Origin of the sequence: Actinomadura bangladeshensis, assembly GCF_004348335.1 — a bacterium.
In the GTDB taxonomy this organism is placed as follows: Bacteria; Actinomycetota; Actinomycetes; order Streptosporangiales; family Streptosporangiaceae; genus Spirillospora; species Spirillospora bangladeshensis.
The window spans coordinates 1-17,894 of record NZ_SMJW01000076.1; the positions used below are offsets into that span (position 1 = coordinate 1).

12 protein-coding genes are annotated in these 17,894 nt (G+C 71.2%); 4 read left to right on the plus strand and 8 right to left on the minus strand.

Annotation, left to right across the window (positions count from 1 at the left end; translation table 11 throughout):
- Positions 1 to 1,594, minus strand: a 1,594-nt coding sequence (locus tag E1284_RS16840; RefSeq protein WP_207923791.1) for an MFS transporter, incomplete at its 3' end; no start/stop codon positions are given.
- A gap of 292 nt (positions 1,595 to 1,886) precedes the next feature.
- Here E1284_RS16840 and E1284_RS16845 point away from each other — a divergent pair.
- Positions 1,887 to 8,363, plus strand: a complete 6,477-nt coding sequence (locus tag E1284_RS16845) for a type I polyketide synthase (protein WP_131940040.1) — start codon at positions 1,887 to 1,889, stop codon at positions 8,361 to 8,363.
- 38 nt (positions 8,364 to 8,401) lie between these two features.
- Positions 8,402 to 9,736 (plus strand): crotonyl-CoA carboxylase/reductase, encoded by a 1,335-nt coding sequence (ccrA, locus tag E1284_RS16850; RefSeq protein ID WP_131940041.1) that lies wholly within the window; start codon positions 8,402 to 8,404, stop codon positions 9,734 to 9,736.
- A gap of 181 nt (positions 9,737 to 9,917) precedes the next feature.
- On the opposite strand, the gene E1284_RS16855 is transcribed toward ccrA, so the two are convergent.
- The 6 genes from E1284_RS16855 to E1284_RS16885 all read right to left on the minus strand — a co-directional run bounded on the left by E1284_RS16855 (position 9,918) and on the right by E1284_RS16885 (position 15,548).
- Positions 9,918 to 11,138 carry a serine hydrolase domain-containing protein gene (locus tag E1284_RS16855; protein ID WP_131940042.1) on the minus strand — a complete coding sequence of 407 codons (1,221 nt, stop codon included), beginning with the start codon at positions 11,136 to 11,138 and terminating at the stop codon, positions 9,918 to 9,920.
- Between the two features lie 208 nt (positions 11,139 to 11,346).
- Complete coding sequence (locus tag E1284_RS16860) at positions 11,347 to 12,204, minus strand: hypothetical protein (protein WP_131940043.1); 858 nt, start codon at positions 12,202 to 12,204, stop codon at positions 11,347 to 11,349.
- Between the two features lie 344 nt (positions 12,205 to 12,548).
- Entirely contained in the window at positions 12,549 to 12,815 is a 267-nt protein-coding gene (locus tag E1284_RS16865; RefSeq protein WP_207923792.1) for a hypothetical protein, read from the minus strand.
- A gap of 428 nt (positions 12,816 to 13,243) precedes the next feature.
- The gene (locus tag E1284_RS16875) at positions 13,244 to 13,894 is read right to left on the minus strand and encodes a class F sortase (protein ID WP_131940045.1); all 651 of its coding nucleotides are present in this window, start codon (positions 13,892 to 13,894) and stop codon (positions 13,244 to 13,246) included.
- A gap of 2 nt (positions 13,895 to 13,896) precedes the next feature.
- Positions 13,897 to 14,667: a hypothetical protein gene (locus E1284_RS16880; RefSeq protein ID WP_131940046.1), complete on the minus strand. Its 771-nt coding sequence runs from the start codon at positions 14,665 to 14,667 to the stop codon at positions 13,897 to 13,899.
- 428 nt (positions 14,668 to 15,095) lie between these two features.
- Positions 15,096 to 15,548 (minus strand): Lrp/AsnC family transcriptional regulator, encoded by a 453-nt coding sequence (locus E1284_RS16885; RefSeq protein ID WP_131940047.1) that lies wholly within the window; start codon positions 15,546 to 15,548, stop codon positions 15,096 to 15,098.
- A gap of 109 nt (positions 15,549 to 15,657) precedes the next feature.
- Here E1284_RS16885 and E1284_RS16890 point away from each other — a divergent pair, with 109 nt between their 5' ends.
- Entirely contained in the window at positions 15,658 to 16,269 is a 612-nt protein-coding gene (locus tag E1284_RS16890; RefSeq protein ID WP_131940048.1) for a LysE family translocator, read from the plus strand.
- A 20-nt stretch (positions 16,270 to 16,289) separates the two neighbouring features.
- Here E1284_RS16890 and E1284_RS16895 read toward each other — a convergent pair whose 3' ends face one another.
- Complete coding sequence (locus E1284_RS16895) at positions 16,290 to 16,892, minus strand: TetR/AcrR family transcriptional regulator (protein ID WP_207923795.1); 603 nt, start codon at positions 16,890 to 16,892, stop codon at positions 16,290 to 16,292.
- A 111-nt stretch (positions 16,893 to 17,003) separates the two neighbouring features.
- On the opposite strand from E1284_RS16895, the gene E1284_RS16900 reads away from it, so the two are divergent.
- Entirely contained in the window at positions 17,004 to 17,894 is an 891-nt protein-coding gene (locus E1284_RS16900) for an NAD(P)-dependent oxidoreductase (RefSeq protein ID WP_243714535.1), read from the plus strand.

Here is a 17,894-nt window from a genome sequence, read left to right on the forward strand (position 1 = left end):
GCATGGGGTCGTCCTCCCAGGTGGCGGGAAGCGGGAGGGGCACGTTGGGCGGCGCGGCGGCCGCCACCGCGACCGGCGCCGCGAGGGGGCCGGACGCGGGCGCGACCAGGGCCGGGATCGGGTCGCGCGGGGTCATCGACGGGTCGAACTCCGGAAGGCCCGGGGCGTCCGGGACGTCCGGGATGACGGGGGAGGTCTTGCCGTGCTTCGGCCCGAGCCACCCGCGCCGGCTCGGCAGCGTCAGCCCGCTGATCAGGCCGCCGACGAGGACGAGGACGGCGCCGAGGATCAGCCCCGAGGAGGTCCCGGCGCGGAACGTCTCCAGTTCGGCGGCGCTCGCGCCCTCGTCCGGGACGTGGTGGACGAGGAGCCCGACGATGGCGATGCCGAACGCGCCGGACGCCTCCCGGATCACGTTGATGACGCCGCTCGCGACCCCGGCCCGCTTCTCCGGGACGGCCTTGAGCACGTACATCACCAGCGGCATGCCGAGGGCCGCGCCGACGCCGACGAGCATGACCCCGGGCATCAGGTCGGCGTAGCCGTCGCCGACCTTGAGCATGGAGAACAGCACCATGCCGAGGCCCATCAGCGCCATGCCGGCGCCGATCGCCGGGCGCGGGCCGATCTTGGCGGCCATCAGGAACGCCAGCGGGGTCAGCACGATGATCGCGATGGCCGGGGGCAGCATGACCAGCCCCGCCTCCGACGGCGAGAAGCCCAGGAAGCGCTGCAGGAACGGCTGCGAGTAGAACATCATGCCGTTGAAGCCGATGCCGTACAGCATCTGCGACAGCAGCCCGCCGGTGAACACCCGGTTGCGGAAGAACCGCAGGTCGATCATGGGGTCGGGGGCCCAGTTCTCCACCACGATGAAGCAGACCAGCGCGATCGCGCCGAGGGCGAAGACGCTGAGCACGGACGGGTCGGACCAGCCGAGCTTGTTGCCGGCCTCCAGCCCGTAGATGAACGCGAACAGCATCGTCGCGGAGATCAGCACGCCGGGCAGGTCGATGCGGGCGTGCTTGTTCTCGCCGGTCGGGGTGAGGACGAACAGGCCCAGCACGATCACCAGGATGCCGGGCACGATGTTGATCAGGAAGATCCAGCCCCAGTGCCAGTGCTCGACGATGAACCCGCCGATCGCGGGGCCGAGCGCGGTCGCGGCGGACGCGGCGCCGATGAAGGCGATGTTGCCGATCGAGCGCTGCTTGTCGTTGCGTCCGACGGTGACCATCACCTGCGTGGCGGGCAGCACGAGCGCGGCCCCGGCGCCCTGCACGATCCGGGAGACGATCAGCACCTCGGAGGTCTCCGCGAGCCCGCAGACGGCGGACGCGGCCGTGAACACGACCATGCCGGTGGTGAAGGTGAGGCGGCAGCCGAAGACGTCGCTGAGCCGCCCGCCCGTGATCATCAGGCAGGAGAACATCAGGATGTAGCCGGTGGCGACCCAGTCCTTGGCCGAGGACGACATGTCGAGGTCGGCCATGATCGTGGGCAGCGCCGTGAAGACCACCGTGTTGTCCATGGTGGTCATGAACGCGCTGACGGCCACCACCGCCAGCGCCCATCGGTATCGGCCCCGGGTCAAGAGTCCGTACGGCGAGGGTCCCGCACCGCCGGGAAATCCGCCGCTTCCCCCTAAAAGCAGTCGTCGCTATTGTTACTATTGGTTGGCGTCTCGTTACTCAGCCCTGACTCTGTGCCGGGCTGCCTCAACTATCCCATCAGGCCACATTGGTTACTCCCGAGTCTTGTCATCACCGTGACAAGACGTCGCTGAGAAAAGTGGTCTGGATGCGCATCGTGAGCCGGTCAGCGTGGGACAAAGTGGTCCCTCCGCTTCGATGAACGATCCCGGTTTCATGGGGGGAACCCAGCGCATGCAGAGCAACGATCGTTCGGGAGCCGCGCGGGACGCCTCGCAGGACGAGACCCGGGTCGGCGAGGACGCGATCCGCCGGCACCTGGTCGAGCAGATCGCGCGCCGCTCCCGGACCGCCGTCGCCGACATCGACCCCGACCGGCCGCTGGAGGAGTTCGGGCTGGCGTCCCGCGACGCCGTCGCGATCGCCGGCGAGCTGGAGCAGATGCTGCGCCGCTCCCTGCCGGCCACCCTCGTCTGGGAACACCCCACGATCAACAAGCTCTCTGTCGCGCTGGCGGGCGGCGGCGCCCGGGAGGCCGAGCCGGAGCCGCAGCCGGTCCGGGCGGCGGGCGCGAGCGACGAGCCGATCGCCGTCGTCGGCATCGGCTGCCGCTTCCCCGGCGGCGACCGCGACCTGACCGGCCCCGCCGACTACTGGCGCTTCCTGACCGGGCGCGGCGACGCGATCCGCGAGGTGCCGGACGGCCGCTGGGACCCGTTCGACGACGGCTCCCCCGAGGTCGGCGACCTCCTGGAGAAGACCACCAGGCTCGGCGGCTTCCTCGACGACGTCGCCGGGTTCGACGCGCAGTTCTTCGGCATCACGCCGCGCGAGGCCGCCGTCATGGACCCGCAGCAGCGGCTCGTCCTCGAGGTGGCGTGGGAGGCGTTCGAGCACGCGGGCATCGGCCCGGCGTCGCTGCGCGGCAGCCGCACCGGCGTGTTCGTCGGCGTGTCGGCGCCGGAGTACGCCGCGTTCACCGCCTCCGACCTGGCGTCCCTGGAACCGTTCACGGCGACCGGCGCCGCGCTCAGCATCATCGCGAACCGGCTGTCGTACCTGCTCGACCTGCGCGGCCCCAGCATGATCGTCGACACGGCGTGCTCGTCGTCGCTGGTGTCCACGCACCTCGCCGTGCAGGCGCTGCGCAGCGGCGAGGCCGACGTGGCGCTCGCGGGCGGCGTGAACCTGCTGCTGTCGCCGACCGTCACGATGACGTTCGACCTCGCGGGCGGGACGGCGGCGGACGGGCACTGCAAGGCGTTCGACGCCTCCGCCGACGGCATGGTCCGCGCGGAGGGCTGCGGCGCGGTCGTCCTGAAGCGCCTGTCGGACGCGCAGCGGGACGGCGACCGCGTCCTCGCCGTCGTCAAGGGCTCCGGCGTCAACTCCGACGGCCGCTCCAACGGCCTCGTCGCCCCGAACTCCGACGCGCAGCGCGCCCTGCTCCGCCACGTCTACGCGGCCGCCGGCGTCGACACGCGCGAGGTCGACTACATCGAGGCCCACGGGACGGGCACGTTCCTGGGCGACCCGATCGAGGCCAAGTCGGTCGGCGAGGTCCTCGGCGCCGGACGCGGCGACGACGCGCCCCTGCTGCTGGGCTCGGCGAAGTCGAACCTCGGCCACATGGAGTCGGCGGCGGGCATCGCCGGGCTCATCAAGGCCGTCCTCGCGCTGCACCACCGGGTCATCCCGCCCAGCGCGCACTACAAGGAACCCAACCCGCACATCCCGTTCGACGAACTGCACCTTGCGGTCGTCAGCGAGGAGACGCCCTGGCCTGACCGGAACCACCCCGCACGGGCGGGCGTGTCCGGGTTCGGTTTCGGCGGGACGAACGCACACGTCATCCTCGAAGAGGCACCCGCGCAGGAGACGACCGTCCACCCGGCCGTCGTCCGGACGTTCCCGCTGTCGGACACCAGCGACGACCGTGTCCGCGACCACGCGGCCCTCCTCGCCGAGTGGCTGCCCGCCCAGGACGGTGTGAAGCTCGCCGACGTCGCTCGCACCCTGCACCGCCGCGCCGGCCGTGGACGAGCCCGCGCCGCCGTCGCCGCCCGCGACCGCGCAGGGCTCATCGAAGGGCTGACCGCCCTCGCCGAAGGCCGTCCCCATGCGGGTGTGGTCACGGGTTCCGCGCTCGGTATGCCGGGCCGTCCCGTGTGGGTGTTCTCCGGGTACGGGGCGCAGCGTCCGGGCATGGCGCAGCGCCTCCTGGAGGAAGAGCCCGCGTTCGCCGAGGCCATCGACGACCTGGACGGACTGTTCGCCGAGGAGGGCGGCCCCGACCTGTGGTCGCTGCTCGAAGAGGGCCGCAAGCCCGACGGGCCGGCCGACGCCATGCCGGTGCTGTTCGCCATCCAGATCGGCCTGGCCCGCATGTGGAAGGCGTACGGCGTCACGCCCGGCGCGGTCGTCGGCCACTCGATGGGCGAGGTCGCGGCGGCCGTCGTCGCGGGTGCGCTCACGCTGGAGGACGGCGTCCGCGTCATCTGCCGCCGGTCGCGCCTGCTGACACGTCTCGTCGGCGGCGGCGCGATGGCCGTGCTCGGCGCGTCCGCCGACGAGGTCGCGCGGCTCGCGGACGGCCTCCCCGAGGTCTACGCGGCCGTCCACTCCTCCCCGAAGCAGACCGTCGTCACCGGCGACGCCGACCAGATCGCCGAGGTCGTGAAGCGCGCCGAGGCCGAGGGGCGCCTCGCCCGGATGGTCCAGGCCGAGGGCGCCGGGCACTCCCCGCAGGTCGACCCGCTGCTCCCCGAGCTGCGCGAACTCCTCGCCGAGGTCGGCACCGAGCGCGGCACCCCGCTCGCCGACGGCATCAGGCTCTACACCACCGCGCTCGACGACCCCCGCGCCTACCTCGCCTCCGATGAGGCGCTGGGGGTCGACCACTGGGCCGCGAACCTGCGCAACGCGGTGCGGCTCACCGATGCCGTCTCGGCCGCCGCCGAGGACGGCCACCGGACGTTCGTCGAGGTCAACGCGCACCCGATCCTCGCCCACGCGGTCGGTGAGACCCTCGACGGGACGGGCGCGCTCGTCACCCACACGCTCAAGCGGGCGCGCAAGGGCGAGGAGACCGACGACACGCTCACCTTCCACGCGCAGCTCGCGACCCTCGCCGCGCACGGCCTCACGGTCGCGACGCCGCCGGACGGCCGCATCGTCGACGTCCCGCAGTCGCCGTGGCGGCACGAGCGGCACTGGGTCGACCTGTCGTCCCGCACGTCCGGCAAGAGCGACGAGCACCCGCTGCTCGGCGCGCACGTGGAGATGCCCGGCGAGGACCGCCACGCCTGGCGCTCCGACGTCGGCCTGGCCGCGCAGCCGTGGCTGAAGGGCGTGACCGTCCACGGCCTGCACGCGCTGCCGGTCGCCGCGTACGCCGAGATGGCGCTCGCCGCCGGCGCGACCGCGCTCGGCACCGATGGCGTGCGCGTCAACAGCCTGTGGATGGAGCGTCCGCTGGCGCTCGCCGAGCACACCACCGTGACCACGACGTTCACCGAGGCGGAGCAGCGGGTCGAGATCCACGCGCTGACGCCGGCGGGCACGTGGGCGCGGCTGGCCAGCGCGGACGTCGGCGAGGACCACCGCGACCCCGCCGTGCCCGAGCCGGGCGCGGCCACCGAGGTCGGCGCCGCCGAGCGCGGCAGCCGCCACTACCGGCTGCACCCCGAGGTCTTCGACCGCTGCCTGTCGGTGCTGTCGGACGAGGCGGCCGGTGACGACGGCGGCGTCTGGCTGGCCGAGACGATCGGCAGCCTCCGCGTCCACGGCCCGACGCACCGCGGTGGCCACGTCCAGGCGCGCGTCGTCCGGGACGAAGAGGGCGTGACCGGCTCGATCACCCTCCTGTCGCCGGAAGGCGACCTGCTCGCCGAGGCGACGGGCATCACCCTGCGCAAGGTCGAACGCCCCGGCGTCCCGGTCCCGCTCGAAGACAAACTGGTCGAACTCGTCTGGGACGAGTCGCCCCTCCCCGACACCGAGGCGTCCGGCGGCGGGACGTGGCTGGTCCTGTCCGACGAGGACGACGCGCTGGCCGCGGCGGCCGGCGCGGGACTGGAGGAGCGCGGGAAGCGCGTCATCCGGCACCGGGTGACGAACCGTCCGCCGGACGACCATCCGGCCATGGCGGAGCCGGTCGAAGGCGTCGTGCTCGTCCCCTCGGCCGATCTGGTCGACGAGGAACTCGTGCTCGCCCTCGTCGGCGTGAGCCGTTCACTGCCGGACGGGCCGCGCCTGTACGTCGCGACCCGCAACGCACTCCCCCTGAACGGCGAGGAAGGGCTGCCCGGTCACGCGTTCGTCAGCGCGCTCACGCGCGTGCTGGCGTTCGAGCGGACCGTCCAGCGGGCCACCCACGTGGACGTCGACCGTCCGGCCGACCTGGTCGCGGAACTGCTCGCCGGCGGCGACGCCCGCGAGGTCGCCTGGCGCGCGGGCACCCGGTACACGGCACGCCTCGGCCGGGCCGCCCTCCCGGACGCCGCGCCCAAGCGGAAGCGGGCCGTCCGGCGCGGCGGCGCGTACATCGTCACCGGCGGGTACGGCGGGATCGGCCTGGTCACCGCGCGGCTGCTGGCCGAGCGCGGCGCGGGACGCATCGTCCTGTCCGGGCGCAGCGGTCCCGGCGCCGACGCCGAGAAGGTGATCGCGCGCCTGCGCGAGGGCGGCGTGGACGTCGGCGTCGTCCTCGGCGACATCGCGCGGCCCGGCACCGCCGAGCGCCTGATCGAGGCCGCCCGGGAGGGCGGCACGCGGCTGTGCGGCATCGTGCACGGCGCCGGCGCGATCGACGACCGGCTCATCGCCGACCTCGGCCCGGACGATCTCCACAGGGTGTGGACGGCGAAGGTCGAGGGCGCCCGCCGGCTCAGCGAGGCCGCCTGGGACCTCGACCTCGACTGGCTCGTCATGCACTCCTCGGCCGCCGCGCTGCTCGGCTCGCCCGGCCAGGGCGCCTACGCCGCCGCGAACGCCGCGATCGACGCGCTGACGGCCCACCGCCGCGCGAACGGCCGCCCCGGAACCACCATCAACTGGGGCACCTGGTCGCAGGTCGGCGGCGCCGCCGACACGTCCGTCACGGTCATCGACCCGATCAGCCCGGCCGAGGGCGCGGAGGCCCTCGAAGCGCTGCTCGTCCACGACCTGCCGGCGACCGGCGTGCTGCGCTTCGACCCGGTCACGGCGGTGAGCCTGTTCCCCGAGATCCGCACCATGCCCTACTTCGCCGCGCTGACCGAGGCGGCGGACGAGGCGGGCGCCGACGACGCCGGCGACTGGCCCGGCGTGGACGCCCTCAAGGACCTCGACCCCGCCGCCGCCCGCAAGCTGATCGCCGCGCAGGTCAAGCACCGGATCGCGGCCGTCCTCGGGTTCGACCCGCAGCGCCTGGACCCGGCCGTCCCGCTCACCGACCTCGGCCTCGACTCGCTCGTCGCCGTCCGGATCAAGAGCGGCGTCGAGCACGACCTCGGGCTGACCGTCCCCGCGTCGGTCCTGCTCCAGGGCGCCAGCGTGAACGTGTTCGAGGAGTGGGCGGCGGGCGAGCTCGGCCTCGCCGGCGCCCCGGCCCCCACCGCCGTCTCGAACGCCGAATCCGGATACGTCATGCCGCGCGACGCCGCCGAGCGGCTCGCGGTCCGCATCTTCGAGGACGTCCTCGGCCTCGACCGCGTCGGCGTCACCGCCGACTTCTTCGCCGACCTCGGCGGGCAGGAGCACCAGGCCGACCAGATCGTGGCGCTCGTCTCCACCGAGCTCGGCGCCGCCGTCACCCGCGGCGAGCTGTTCGAGGTCCCGACGGCGGAGAACGTCGCCGAGTACATCCGGGCGGCGGACGAGGAGGCGGCGCGGCAGACGGTCCGTCCGCTCAAGCCCGCCGGCGACCGGCGGCCGATCTTCATCGCGCACCCCGCCGGCGGCACCACCGCCTGCTACCGGCAGCTCGTCGACCTGCTCGGCGCCGACCAGCCGGTGTACGGGCTGGAGCGGTTCGAGGACGCGCCCTCCGTCGAGGAGCGCGCCGCCCGCTACGTCCGGCACCTGCAGGAGGCGCAGCCCGAGGGCGCGTTCCGGCTCGGCGGCTGGTCGTTCGGCGGCGTCCTCGCCTACGAGACCGCCCGGCAGCTGAAGGCCGCCGGACGCGAGGTCGAGTTCGTCGCGCTGTTCGACGCGGGCCTGCCGCTGCCGGTGGACGACGAGTCCGACACGCTCGCCCGCCGCTTCTCCGCGTTCGCCGACTACATCAACGAGACGTACGGACTGGACGTCACCCTCACCTACGAGGAGCTGTCCGGGCTGGACGAGGAGGCGCAGTTCGCGCTCGTCATGGAGCGCGCCGCCCCGCTCGTGGACTACATCCCCCCGGCGGCCCTCACCCACCAGCTCACCTCGCACCAGGACACCCGTTCCCTGGAGGCCTACCGGCCCGAGCCGTACGACGGACGCGTCATCCTCTACTACGCGCCCGAGGAGACCCCCTGGGCCGTCCGGGATGCTCGTTATGTGCTCGACGGGACCAACGGTTTCGGCGGGCTCTGCTCCGACCTGGAGATCGTCACGATCCCCGGGGTGCACCACCTCAACCTGCTCGACCCGCCCGGTGTGGAGGTTCTCGCCGCGCACCTGGAGGGCCGGCTGGCCGGACGGCGGGAGCGCGACGCCGTCCTCACGTCCACAACGGCCCGCTGAGGGCCCCACCCCGAACCCGTCGTCCACGGAGGACACCCATGGCCAACTCCGGCTCGTCCCACGCCCTGCTCGAGGCCGTACGCGGCGGCGCGAGCGGCCCCGAGCTGCAGGAGATCGACCTGCCGACCCGCTTCCGCGCCGCGCACACCCGCAAGGACGAGGTCGGCATCTTCGAGGGCCAGACCGACAAGGACGTGCGCCGCTCGCTGCACGTCGGCGAGGTCGAGATGCCCGAGCTCGCGCCCGACGAGTGCGTGGTCGCGGTGATGTCCGCCGCGATCAACTTCAACACCGTCTGGTCGGCGATCTTCGAGCCGGTGCCGACGTTCGCGTTCCTGGAGAAGTTCGGCCGGCAGGGCTGGTACGGGGCGCGGCACGACCTGCCGTACCACATCCTCGGCTCGGACGGCTCCGGCGTCGTCGTGCGGACCGGCGCCGGGGTGAAGCACTGGAAGGTCGGCGACAAGGTCGTCCTGTCCCCGTCCTACGTGGACGAGGAGGACCACGGCTCCTACGACGACGGCATGATGTCGGAGACGCAGCTCGCCTGGGGCTTCGAGACCAACTTCGGCTCGCTCGGCGAGTACTGCATCGTCAAGGCGAACCAGCTGATCCGCAAGCCCGCCCACCTCACCTGGGAGGAGGCCGGCTCCAACACGCTGTGCGCCGCCACCGCCTACCGGATGCTCGTCGGGACGCACGGCGCCCGCATGAAGCAGGGCGACGTCGTGCTGATCTGGGGCGCGACCGGCGGGCTCGGCTCGTTCGCGACGCAGCTCGTCAAGAACGGCGGCGGCATCCCGGTCGGGGTCGTGTCGTCGGAGGAGAAGGCCGAGATCGTCCGGTCGCAGGGCTGCGAGCACGTCATCAACCGCAACGAGCTGAACCTCGGCGAGCAGGGCCTGCGGCACCCGAAGGCCGGCCGGATGCTCGGCGAGGCCATCCGCGGCCTCGTCGGCGAGGACCCCGGCATCGTGTTCGAGTACCTCGGCCGCGAGACGTTCGGCGCGTCCGTCTACGTCGCCAAGCGCGGCGGCAAGATCGTCACGTGCGGCTCGTCCACCGGCTACAAGCACGAGTACGACAACCGGTTCCTGTGGATGCGGCTGAAGAGCATCATCGGCTCGCACGGCTTCAACTACCACGAGGCCGTCGAGGTGAACCGGCTGTTCGGCCTCGGCATGATCCACCCGACGCTGTCGAAGGTGTTCCCGCTGGAGGAGGCCGGGGAGGCGACCCGCGCCGTCCAGACCAACCAGCACATCGGCAAGGTCGCCGTCCTGTGCGGCGCCGAGAAGGAGGGCCAGGGCGTGGACGACCCGGCCCTGCGCGAGCGCATCGGCGAGGAGAAGATGAACCTCTACCGCCGCTGACGTACCCACCCGAGGGGACGGGCCCGATCACCGGGTCCGTCCCTTCCGCATTCCTCCGGCGAGGTCACGACGGCGTGCCGAACTCCTCGGCGGCGCCCTGGTAGGCGCGGGCGGAGTTGTCGAACAGCACCTCGCGCTGCTCGGCGGGTAGCCGGCCGCCGAATCGACCCGTGGCCGTGCGTCAGCCGCCGCCGTCGCCGGGTGCGGCCCCGGTAATGGCCTGCGTCTGCCGTCCGGTGATCTCCTGCAGCGGTATGTCGTCGTAGTTGCCGAGGATGACGCCGACCCACCCGCTGTCCGGATAGATGCTGTAGTAGGTGGAACTGCCGGGGTGGGGGCCTCCGCGTCCGAGCTCCCACTGGCCTTCGACGATGTGGGCTGTCGGGCTGTAGGTGGCGAACCCCGGGGAGCCTCGGAAGTTGGGGGCCTTGACCGAGGTGTACACGTCGGCCCAGGACGGGTCGAGCACGGTGCCGTCGTACAACGCTTCCGCGAACCGGACCATGTCCGGCGCGGTGACGAACCCGCCGTCCGGGACGAAGCTTCGGGCATTGTTCTGGCCCGCCATACCCGGGTAAGGGCTGCCCTTGTCCAGGTTGCGGACGGCGTCCACCCGGCTGCCGTCGGCCTGTTCCATGTACGAGTGCGCGATATGCGCGTCGGCCAGCCACTGCGGCCTGGTGTAGTACCCCGAGCCGGTCATGCCGCAGCGCTCGAAGATGTTCTTCTGCACGTAGTCCCAGAACGTCATGCCGGACACCGCCTCGACGATCTGCACGACGACTTCCGAACCCCAGCCGGGTTTCTGCGAACCCGCACCGGGGGCCGCGACCAGCGTGGCCTCTCGGGCGTACTGCTGGTCGTACTCCCGCTGCTCTTCCTCGCTGTGGAAGATGCGCTGGTAGTCGCGCTCCGGAAAGGACAACCCCGAGGTGCCCACAAGCAGGTGATGGACGCGCACCTGCTCAGCGATCTCCTTGGCGAAACCGGTCAGGTGGGTGCCCACCGTGTCCCACAGCTTCACCTTTCCCCGCTGCGCCAACTGCACGATGGACAGGCTGACGAACGGCCCGCCGTACTGGTTGAACGCGACACCTTCATGGTTGCGGATCCCCTTCTCCTTGTCGGCCATGCCGTAACTGCGCGACAGCACCGTCCGGCCCCGGTGCGACAGCAGCACCACTCCGGAGAACCTGTCCTCCGCGGCGAGCCTCGCGATGTACCGGTCGTAGGCGCCGCCGGGACGGGTGTCCGGCGGGATCGGGCCGAGCTGTGCACCTCTCCCGGTTCGTGCCGTGGCCGCCCCGCCCAGCAGCGGTGTGGCCGCGCCGGCACCGGCCACCACGGCGGCGCCCCGCAACATCGAACGCCGGTCCCATGCCCCGTCACTCGCACTGGCCATGTCCGTCTCCTTCCAGTCCCGATGGACTCCGAAGCCGGGGCACCGGGCCTTCGCCCGCGCCGCTGTGGTCCGAGCCTTCATCGAAAACTGGAGACTGTTGCGGTGGCGTATGCGATTTTCGATACGCCCGCGATACACCCGACCGCCGGCACCCCGTCCCGTGCGTCGGGTCAGCCCAGGGACGAGACGAAGCCGAGGGCGATGACCGTCAGCCCGCCGTCCTGTAGACGAACCCCTCAAGCGAGGTCACTGTCTCGGCGCGGTTGTAGCGGTGCCGCATGCAGTACCGCGTGGGGTACCAGCCCGAACGCTCATACGCCTGCGGCAGCTTGATCGGCACGCAGTGATCATCAATGGTGCCGTTGCGCAGCCCGTTGTACTGCGCGAGGTTCACCATCGGCTCGTAGAAGGTGACCTTGCCGTTCCAGATGCCGTAGATGAACGAGGACGTGAATCTTCCCCCATGGAATTCGGGGGCGGTCGTGTCGACAAGGTGGTTGCCCATTCCGGGCTCAACGGCGTCGGTGTCCTCGTAGTCGGGGTGCCGGTATTTCGCGGCCGGGAGGATCTTGCCCTTGGGGTAGTCCTCGCAGTTGGTGAGCTGCGGGCACGGTCCGGGGCGGATCGCCAGCCGCTCCGCTTCGGGATTCATGTAGAAGTGGACGTCGAAATGCGGTACGTCCCAAATGTGGGCAGGCATGTGCCCCATCGGATTCCAGTTGGCCAGGACGTAGGTGAACGGCGAGTCGACCCTCTTCGTGAACTTCGGGCTCAACCGGAGGGATCTCTCATGCCCGCCCGTGCATTCACGGTGCTGGTCGACGGTGCCGTCGCTGTTCTTGTCATAGCACCAGATCCCGCTCGTGGGCGGCTCGTACGGAAGACCGTCGTAGGTGCCGTCCTTGGCGAGGAGCCCGATGACCAGCGGGGTCTTCCCCTTTGTTTGAGAGAACGCGGTGAGCCTCCCGTTTCCGAGGGGCGCGCTCTGCCCGTACTGGGCGCACGGCCCGGGATAGGAGAGGGAACGGGCGAGCAGCTTGCCGACGGCCCGCTTCGCCACCTGCACGGTCTTCTCGGTATGCGGGGCGCTCTTCGGAACCGCGCAGACCGTGACAGCCGAGTCGGCGGCCCCCATGGCGGGTTCCGCGCCGAGTGCGACCGGAAATCCCGCGAGCAACAGAAGCCCGGTCGCGCTCCGCGCGACCATCTGCCGACTCCAGAAAGACATACCCGCCCCCGGTGATCGCCATGGAAAAACGTCAGCCGCAGCCAAGAATGAGAAGGGCTGATCATCCTGTCAAGCGCACTGGCGGGGACAAGACCCTGCCGTCGAAAGACCTTTACCCGAGCCGGGCGAAGGCTGGACGGCTTCACCTTGTTGCAGCCGACTGCCGAACACCGCGCGCCGGGTCAGCCCAGGGACGAGACGAAGGCGAGGGTGATGACTGCCAGGGCGCCGATGCCGAACTGGGCCGCCGAACGGCGGATGGGGCGGGGACCGGTGGAGAGGATCGCGAGCCCGAGGGGGACGAGTGCGATGCACAGGCCCGCCGTGGCGACGATTGACAGCGGTGTCGTGCCCTTCACGACCCCGAGCGGCAGGACGCGGACCTCCCCGGCGGATCGGCCCCAGACCGGCCCCCACCCGCTGCCGGGCCACGGTGGACGTCTCGGCACGCGAGGTGAGCATCCACGTGGTCGACGGCGGCACGGGCCTCCCGCCCCTGAGACCGGCGCCCGGCGGGCACGGGCTGGTCGGGATGCGCGAACGCGTCGCGATGTACGGCGGGTCCTTCAGCTCCGCGCCCTCATCGAGACCACCTCCGACCTCACGGTGGTCGGCGAGGCCGCCACCGGGGCCGAGGCCGCCTGCTCACCAGACTCGGCGCCGCGACCGCGCCCAACTTGTGATCACGCCTACGAATCCGGCCTCATCACCACCCGCTGATGTCAGGCGGCGTCGGTGGACTCCACCTTCAGCCTTGCGCCGAGGGTGTGGCGTCGAGTTCGTTCCTACGCACTGAGATGCCACCCCCGCTTGTCCGGTGCCGGAAATGGGAACGCCCGCCGGTGCGTCCACCGGCGGGCGTTCTTCGTACTTCGGGTCAGGAACCGATCAGCTTGGCGTAGACGATCAGGTTGTCCTTGTAGTGGCCGATCTTCGGGTCGAAGGCGCCGCCGCACGTCACCAGCCGCAGGGACGCGTGGTCGAGCGCCTCACCGAACACCTTCTTGTGCGGGAAGGCGTCCTTGTCGACCCGCTGCGCCTGCTGGACGGCGAACGTCGCGACGGACCCGTCCTTGCGGGCCACCGCGATCTTGTCGCCGGGCTTCAGGTCCTTCAGCCGGTAGAACACCGCGGGCTTGCCGTTGGCGTCGACGTGGCCGAGGATCACCGACGGGCCGACCTCGCCCGGAGTGACGCCCTCGTCGTACCAGCCGGCCAGGTTCGGCTTGCTGAGCGGCGGCTCCTCGACGCGGCCGTCGGGCAGCAGCCCGACCGCGCCGACCGGAGCCGACACGCCGATCCGCGGGATGGCGATCTTCGTCGGCGGCGACTGCGACAGCGGATGGACGTTCGACGCGGGCGCGGTCGCGCCGGACGTCTCCGTCGCGGCGGGCGTCGGCGCGCCGGAGGCGGCGGCGGTCCCGCCGTCGTCCCCGCCGCAGCCGCCGAGCAGAAGTCCGATGAGCAGCGCACCGGCCGCCGCGCTCGCGGCGCGGCGACCGGCGGCGGATGCGGGAAGTTCCGGCAACGTTACGACCGCTCCGCAGCCGAGCGGCGGCGCAGCACGACCGCGCCGAGGCCGGCCGCCATCAGCGCGCCCCAGCCGGCGGCCAGCAGCGGCGCCGGGGAGTTCTGGTCGCGCATGTACATGCTGCCGTCACCGGTGTCGATGCGGCCGGTCGGAATCTTCGGCGTCTTCGGCGTCAGCGTGCCGCCGCCCTTGTTCCCGCCCTTGTCGCCCTTGTTGCCGTCGGCCTTGTCGGGCTGCGTGGTGAACTTGACCGAGCCGTAGTCCTGGCAGACCACCGTGGCGGTCGTCGGGTTCGGCAGGCTCTTGCGGAACGTGCCGGTGGCCGTCCAGGTGTTCTCGCCGGCCTTCTTCACCGGCAGCGGGTTCTGCGTGTAGCCGTTGCTCGTGATGGACACCGACGTCGGGCAGGTCACCGTGAAGGTCGTCTTGTAGCCGGGCGCGACGCGGAGGCTGGACAGCTTCACCTTGTCGGGACCGAACTTGAACGCCGGCTCGTTGGGCGTGCCGGGGTCCTCGCCACCGGGGTTCTCGCCACCCGGGTTCTCGCCACCGGGGTTCTCGTTGCCGTCGGCCGAGACCCAGCGCAGCTTTCCGTCCGCGGCCGTCTTGCAGACCATGGCCTTGCCCGTGCTGCTCGTCCCGGTGGCGCCGGCCTCGTCGCAGAAGGCGCCGGGGGTGACCGGGTCCGGGGTGGCGAGCGCGGGCGCCGCCATTCCGAGCATCATGGATCCCGCAGCGATCCCCACCGCGGCCAGCCGACTTGCGCGCATTGCGTGCTCCTCTGTTCGGGGGCTTTCCGCGTCCCAGGCGAAGCGAGATGTGCCCATGCGATGGCGGGGATGTGCCGCGGGCCGGCGGCTGGCATGCAGGGCTTCGTCGAACTACGAGCGCCCGGGGAGACGGAAGAGAATGATGAGTCGGCAGCTTAGCGGGGTTTCACCGGCCTGCGGACCGGAAATTGCCTGGTCGTGGGCTAATGGCCGGACCAGGTCATCCGCCAGGGTTGTGTAAACCCCTCCAGTCCCTGCGCGACCTCGCTATCCACTCACATCGGCTGATCAGTGGAAATAACACAGAGTGAAAGGTCGACCCCACTTGCTGCCACTATGAAAATGCGTTCAAGTGAGAGGTGCGGCGATCGCCGTGAGCGTGTGAACTGTGCCACACCCGATATTCGCCTCGGCGTCGGAAATGGTCGTCAGGTGGGCAGCGGCCGTTCATCTACTACATGCTTCATCACGAGGGTGGAGTTCAGCCTCTGTACACCTGGCAGTGCACTCAGCACATCGTCCTCCAGTTCCTGATAGGCGGTCAGATCGGCGGTCACGATGCGCAACAGGTAATCGGGATCGCCGAAGAGCCGCTGAGCCTGCACCACTTCCGGGACGCGCGCGACCGCCTCCTCGAAGCCGAGCAGCGTTTCCCGGTCCTCCTGTCGCATGGTGACGAAAACGAGGGCCTGGAACGTCAGCCCGAGCGCCGCGGCGTCCACGACCGCCCGGTAGCCGCGGATGGTGCCGCTGCGTTCCAGCTCCCGCAGCCGCCGATGGCAGGGCGAGACGCTCAACCCGACCTGAGCCGCCAGATCGGTGATGGTCAGACGCCCGTTCTCCTGGAGCACAGCAAGGATCTTCCGGTCGATCGCGTCCATGTAGAAGTTCCTTCCACTCCTATGCCGCTACAGAGGCAAATTCGGGAACACCTTCTCGCCATCCGAGAATACGCTTCTCTTAGCGGCGGGCAGAGAGGGAGGGGAAGCCATGGCGACCGGCTCCGTACTCGCCTTCTGGGCGGTCGCGTTCCTGCTCATCGTCGTGCCGGGCCCCGACTGGGCGTTCACCATCGGCGCCGGCCTGACCGGCCGCTCCGTCGTCCCCGCCGTGAGCGGTCTGGTCGTCGGCTACGCCGCCGTCACCGCCATCGTCGCGGCCGGTGTCGGCGCGCTGGTCGCCGGCTCCCCGTCCGCGCTGACCGCCCTGACCCTGGTCGGCGGCGCCTACCTGATCTGGCAGGGCGCCACGACCCTCACCCGCCCGGCCACGGCGAGCACCGAACCCGAGGCCGGCACCTGTTGGCACACCTTCCTGCGCGGCATAGGGGTCAGCGGCCTGAACCCCAAGGGCCTGTTGCTCTTCGTGGCCCTCCTACCCCAGTTCACCGACCCCGCCGACAGTTGGCCCATCGCGAGCCAGATCGGCGTCCTCGGCCTCACGTTCATGGCCACGTGTGCGGTCTGGTACCTCTGCCTGGGCACCCTCACCAGAACCGTGCTGAACGGCAGTCCAGGCAAGACCCGCCTGATCAGCCGCCTCTCCGGTGCCGTCATGACGGTCTTGGGCGTCTACCTCCTCCTAGAACACTTCCTGGCCTGACCACGTCCGCCCGCCGCGGTTCAGGTCTCGGCGACGATGCAGGAGTCCAGGTAGGGGCCCAGTTCCCGGGCGACCACCGTCAGAGGACGTACCGACTGCTCGGCCTTGGCCATCAGGATCGCGCCCTCCAGTGCGCCGACCATGAGCGTCGCGAGTGCACCTGCCTTGCGGGACGGGACGCCCATGGCGGTCAGTTCCCGGGCGATCGGACGGCGCCAGGCCGCGAACGCGTCCGCGGCGGCGGCCCGGGTGGAGGCGACGGAGTCGGCGCAGTCGACCGTCGCCGCGGCGACGGGGCAGCCGCCCGCGAAGCCCTCCGTCCGGAACTCCTCCGTCCATTGCCGGACCATCGCCGCGAAAAGCCCGCTGGGGGAGGGGCGGGACATGGAGGCCATGAAGCGGTCGATCCGCCCGGCCGCGTAGCGCCCGGCCCACGCCACGGCCTCGTTCACCACCTGCTCCTTGCCGCCGGGGAAGTAGTGCTGGAGCGACCCGCGCGGCGCGCCCGCATGGGCGGCGACCTCGCGCAGGCCCGTGGCGGTGACACCGTCCCGGCGGATGAGCTGCGCGGCGCTGAAGACCATCCGCTCGCGGGGATCTCGATCCTCAGTTTCCGGCTTCACCTGGACCATTATCATGACCGCTGTCATAATCGGCAAGGTCGGTACGTCCCCACGAGCGCTCCGCCGCCACCCCTGTGCCGAGCGCCGTCCAGCCCGCGACCGGAGGCGACGGTGGACACGAATGTCGGATTCATCGGACTCGGCGTCATGGGAGGCCCCATGGCGCTCAACCTCGCCCGCGCCGGAACCCGCCTGATCGTCTGGAACCGCACGCCCGCCCGAGCCGATGCGCCGCGCACCGCCGGAGCGGCCGTGGCGTCCACCCACACCGAGGTGTTCAGGCGCGCGGAGATCGTGATCCTCATGCTGGCCCACGGCCCCGCCATCGACGCCACCCTGGGCCGCGGCACACCGGACTTCGCCGCGAACGTCGCGGGACGCGTGATCGTCCACATGGGGACGACGTCCCCCGACTACTCGCGCGGCCTGGAGGCCGACGTCCATGCCGCAGGCGGACGCTACGTGGAGGCGCCGGTATCCGGTTCACGAGGCCCAGCCGAAACAGGCGAACTCGTCGCGATGCTGGCCGGCGAGCCCGCCGCCATCGACCTGATCCGACCGCTCATCGCACCGATGTGCCACCAGACGTTCGTCTGCGGCCCCGTCCCGCAAGCGCTGCAGATGAAACTCGCGGTCAACCTGTTCCTGATCACGATGGTCACCGGCCTGGCCGAGTCGTTCCACTTCGCCGCCCGGCACGGCCTGGACCAGCGGCGCCTGCTGGACGTCCTGGACGCCGGCCCGATGGCGAGCACCGTCTCCCGCGCCAAGGCGCACAAACTCCTCGACCACGACTTCTCCGTCCAGGCGTCGATCACCAACGTCCTGGACAACAACCGCCTCATCGCCGAAGCCGCACGCCAAGCGGGCATCGCCTCACCCGTCCTGGACGCCTGCCATGCCCTGTACCGCGAGACCCAGGAGTTGGGCCACGGCCCGTCGGACATGGCCGCAGTGATCCACGCGCTAGCCTCCCGAACCAAGGTCCAGGCCGTCCAGTAG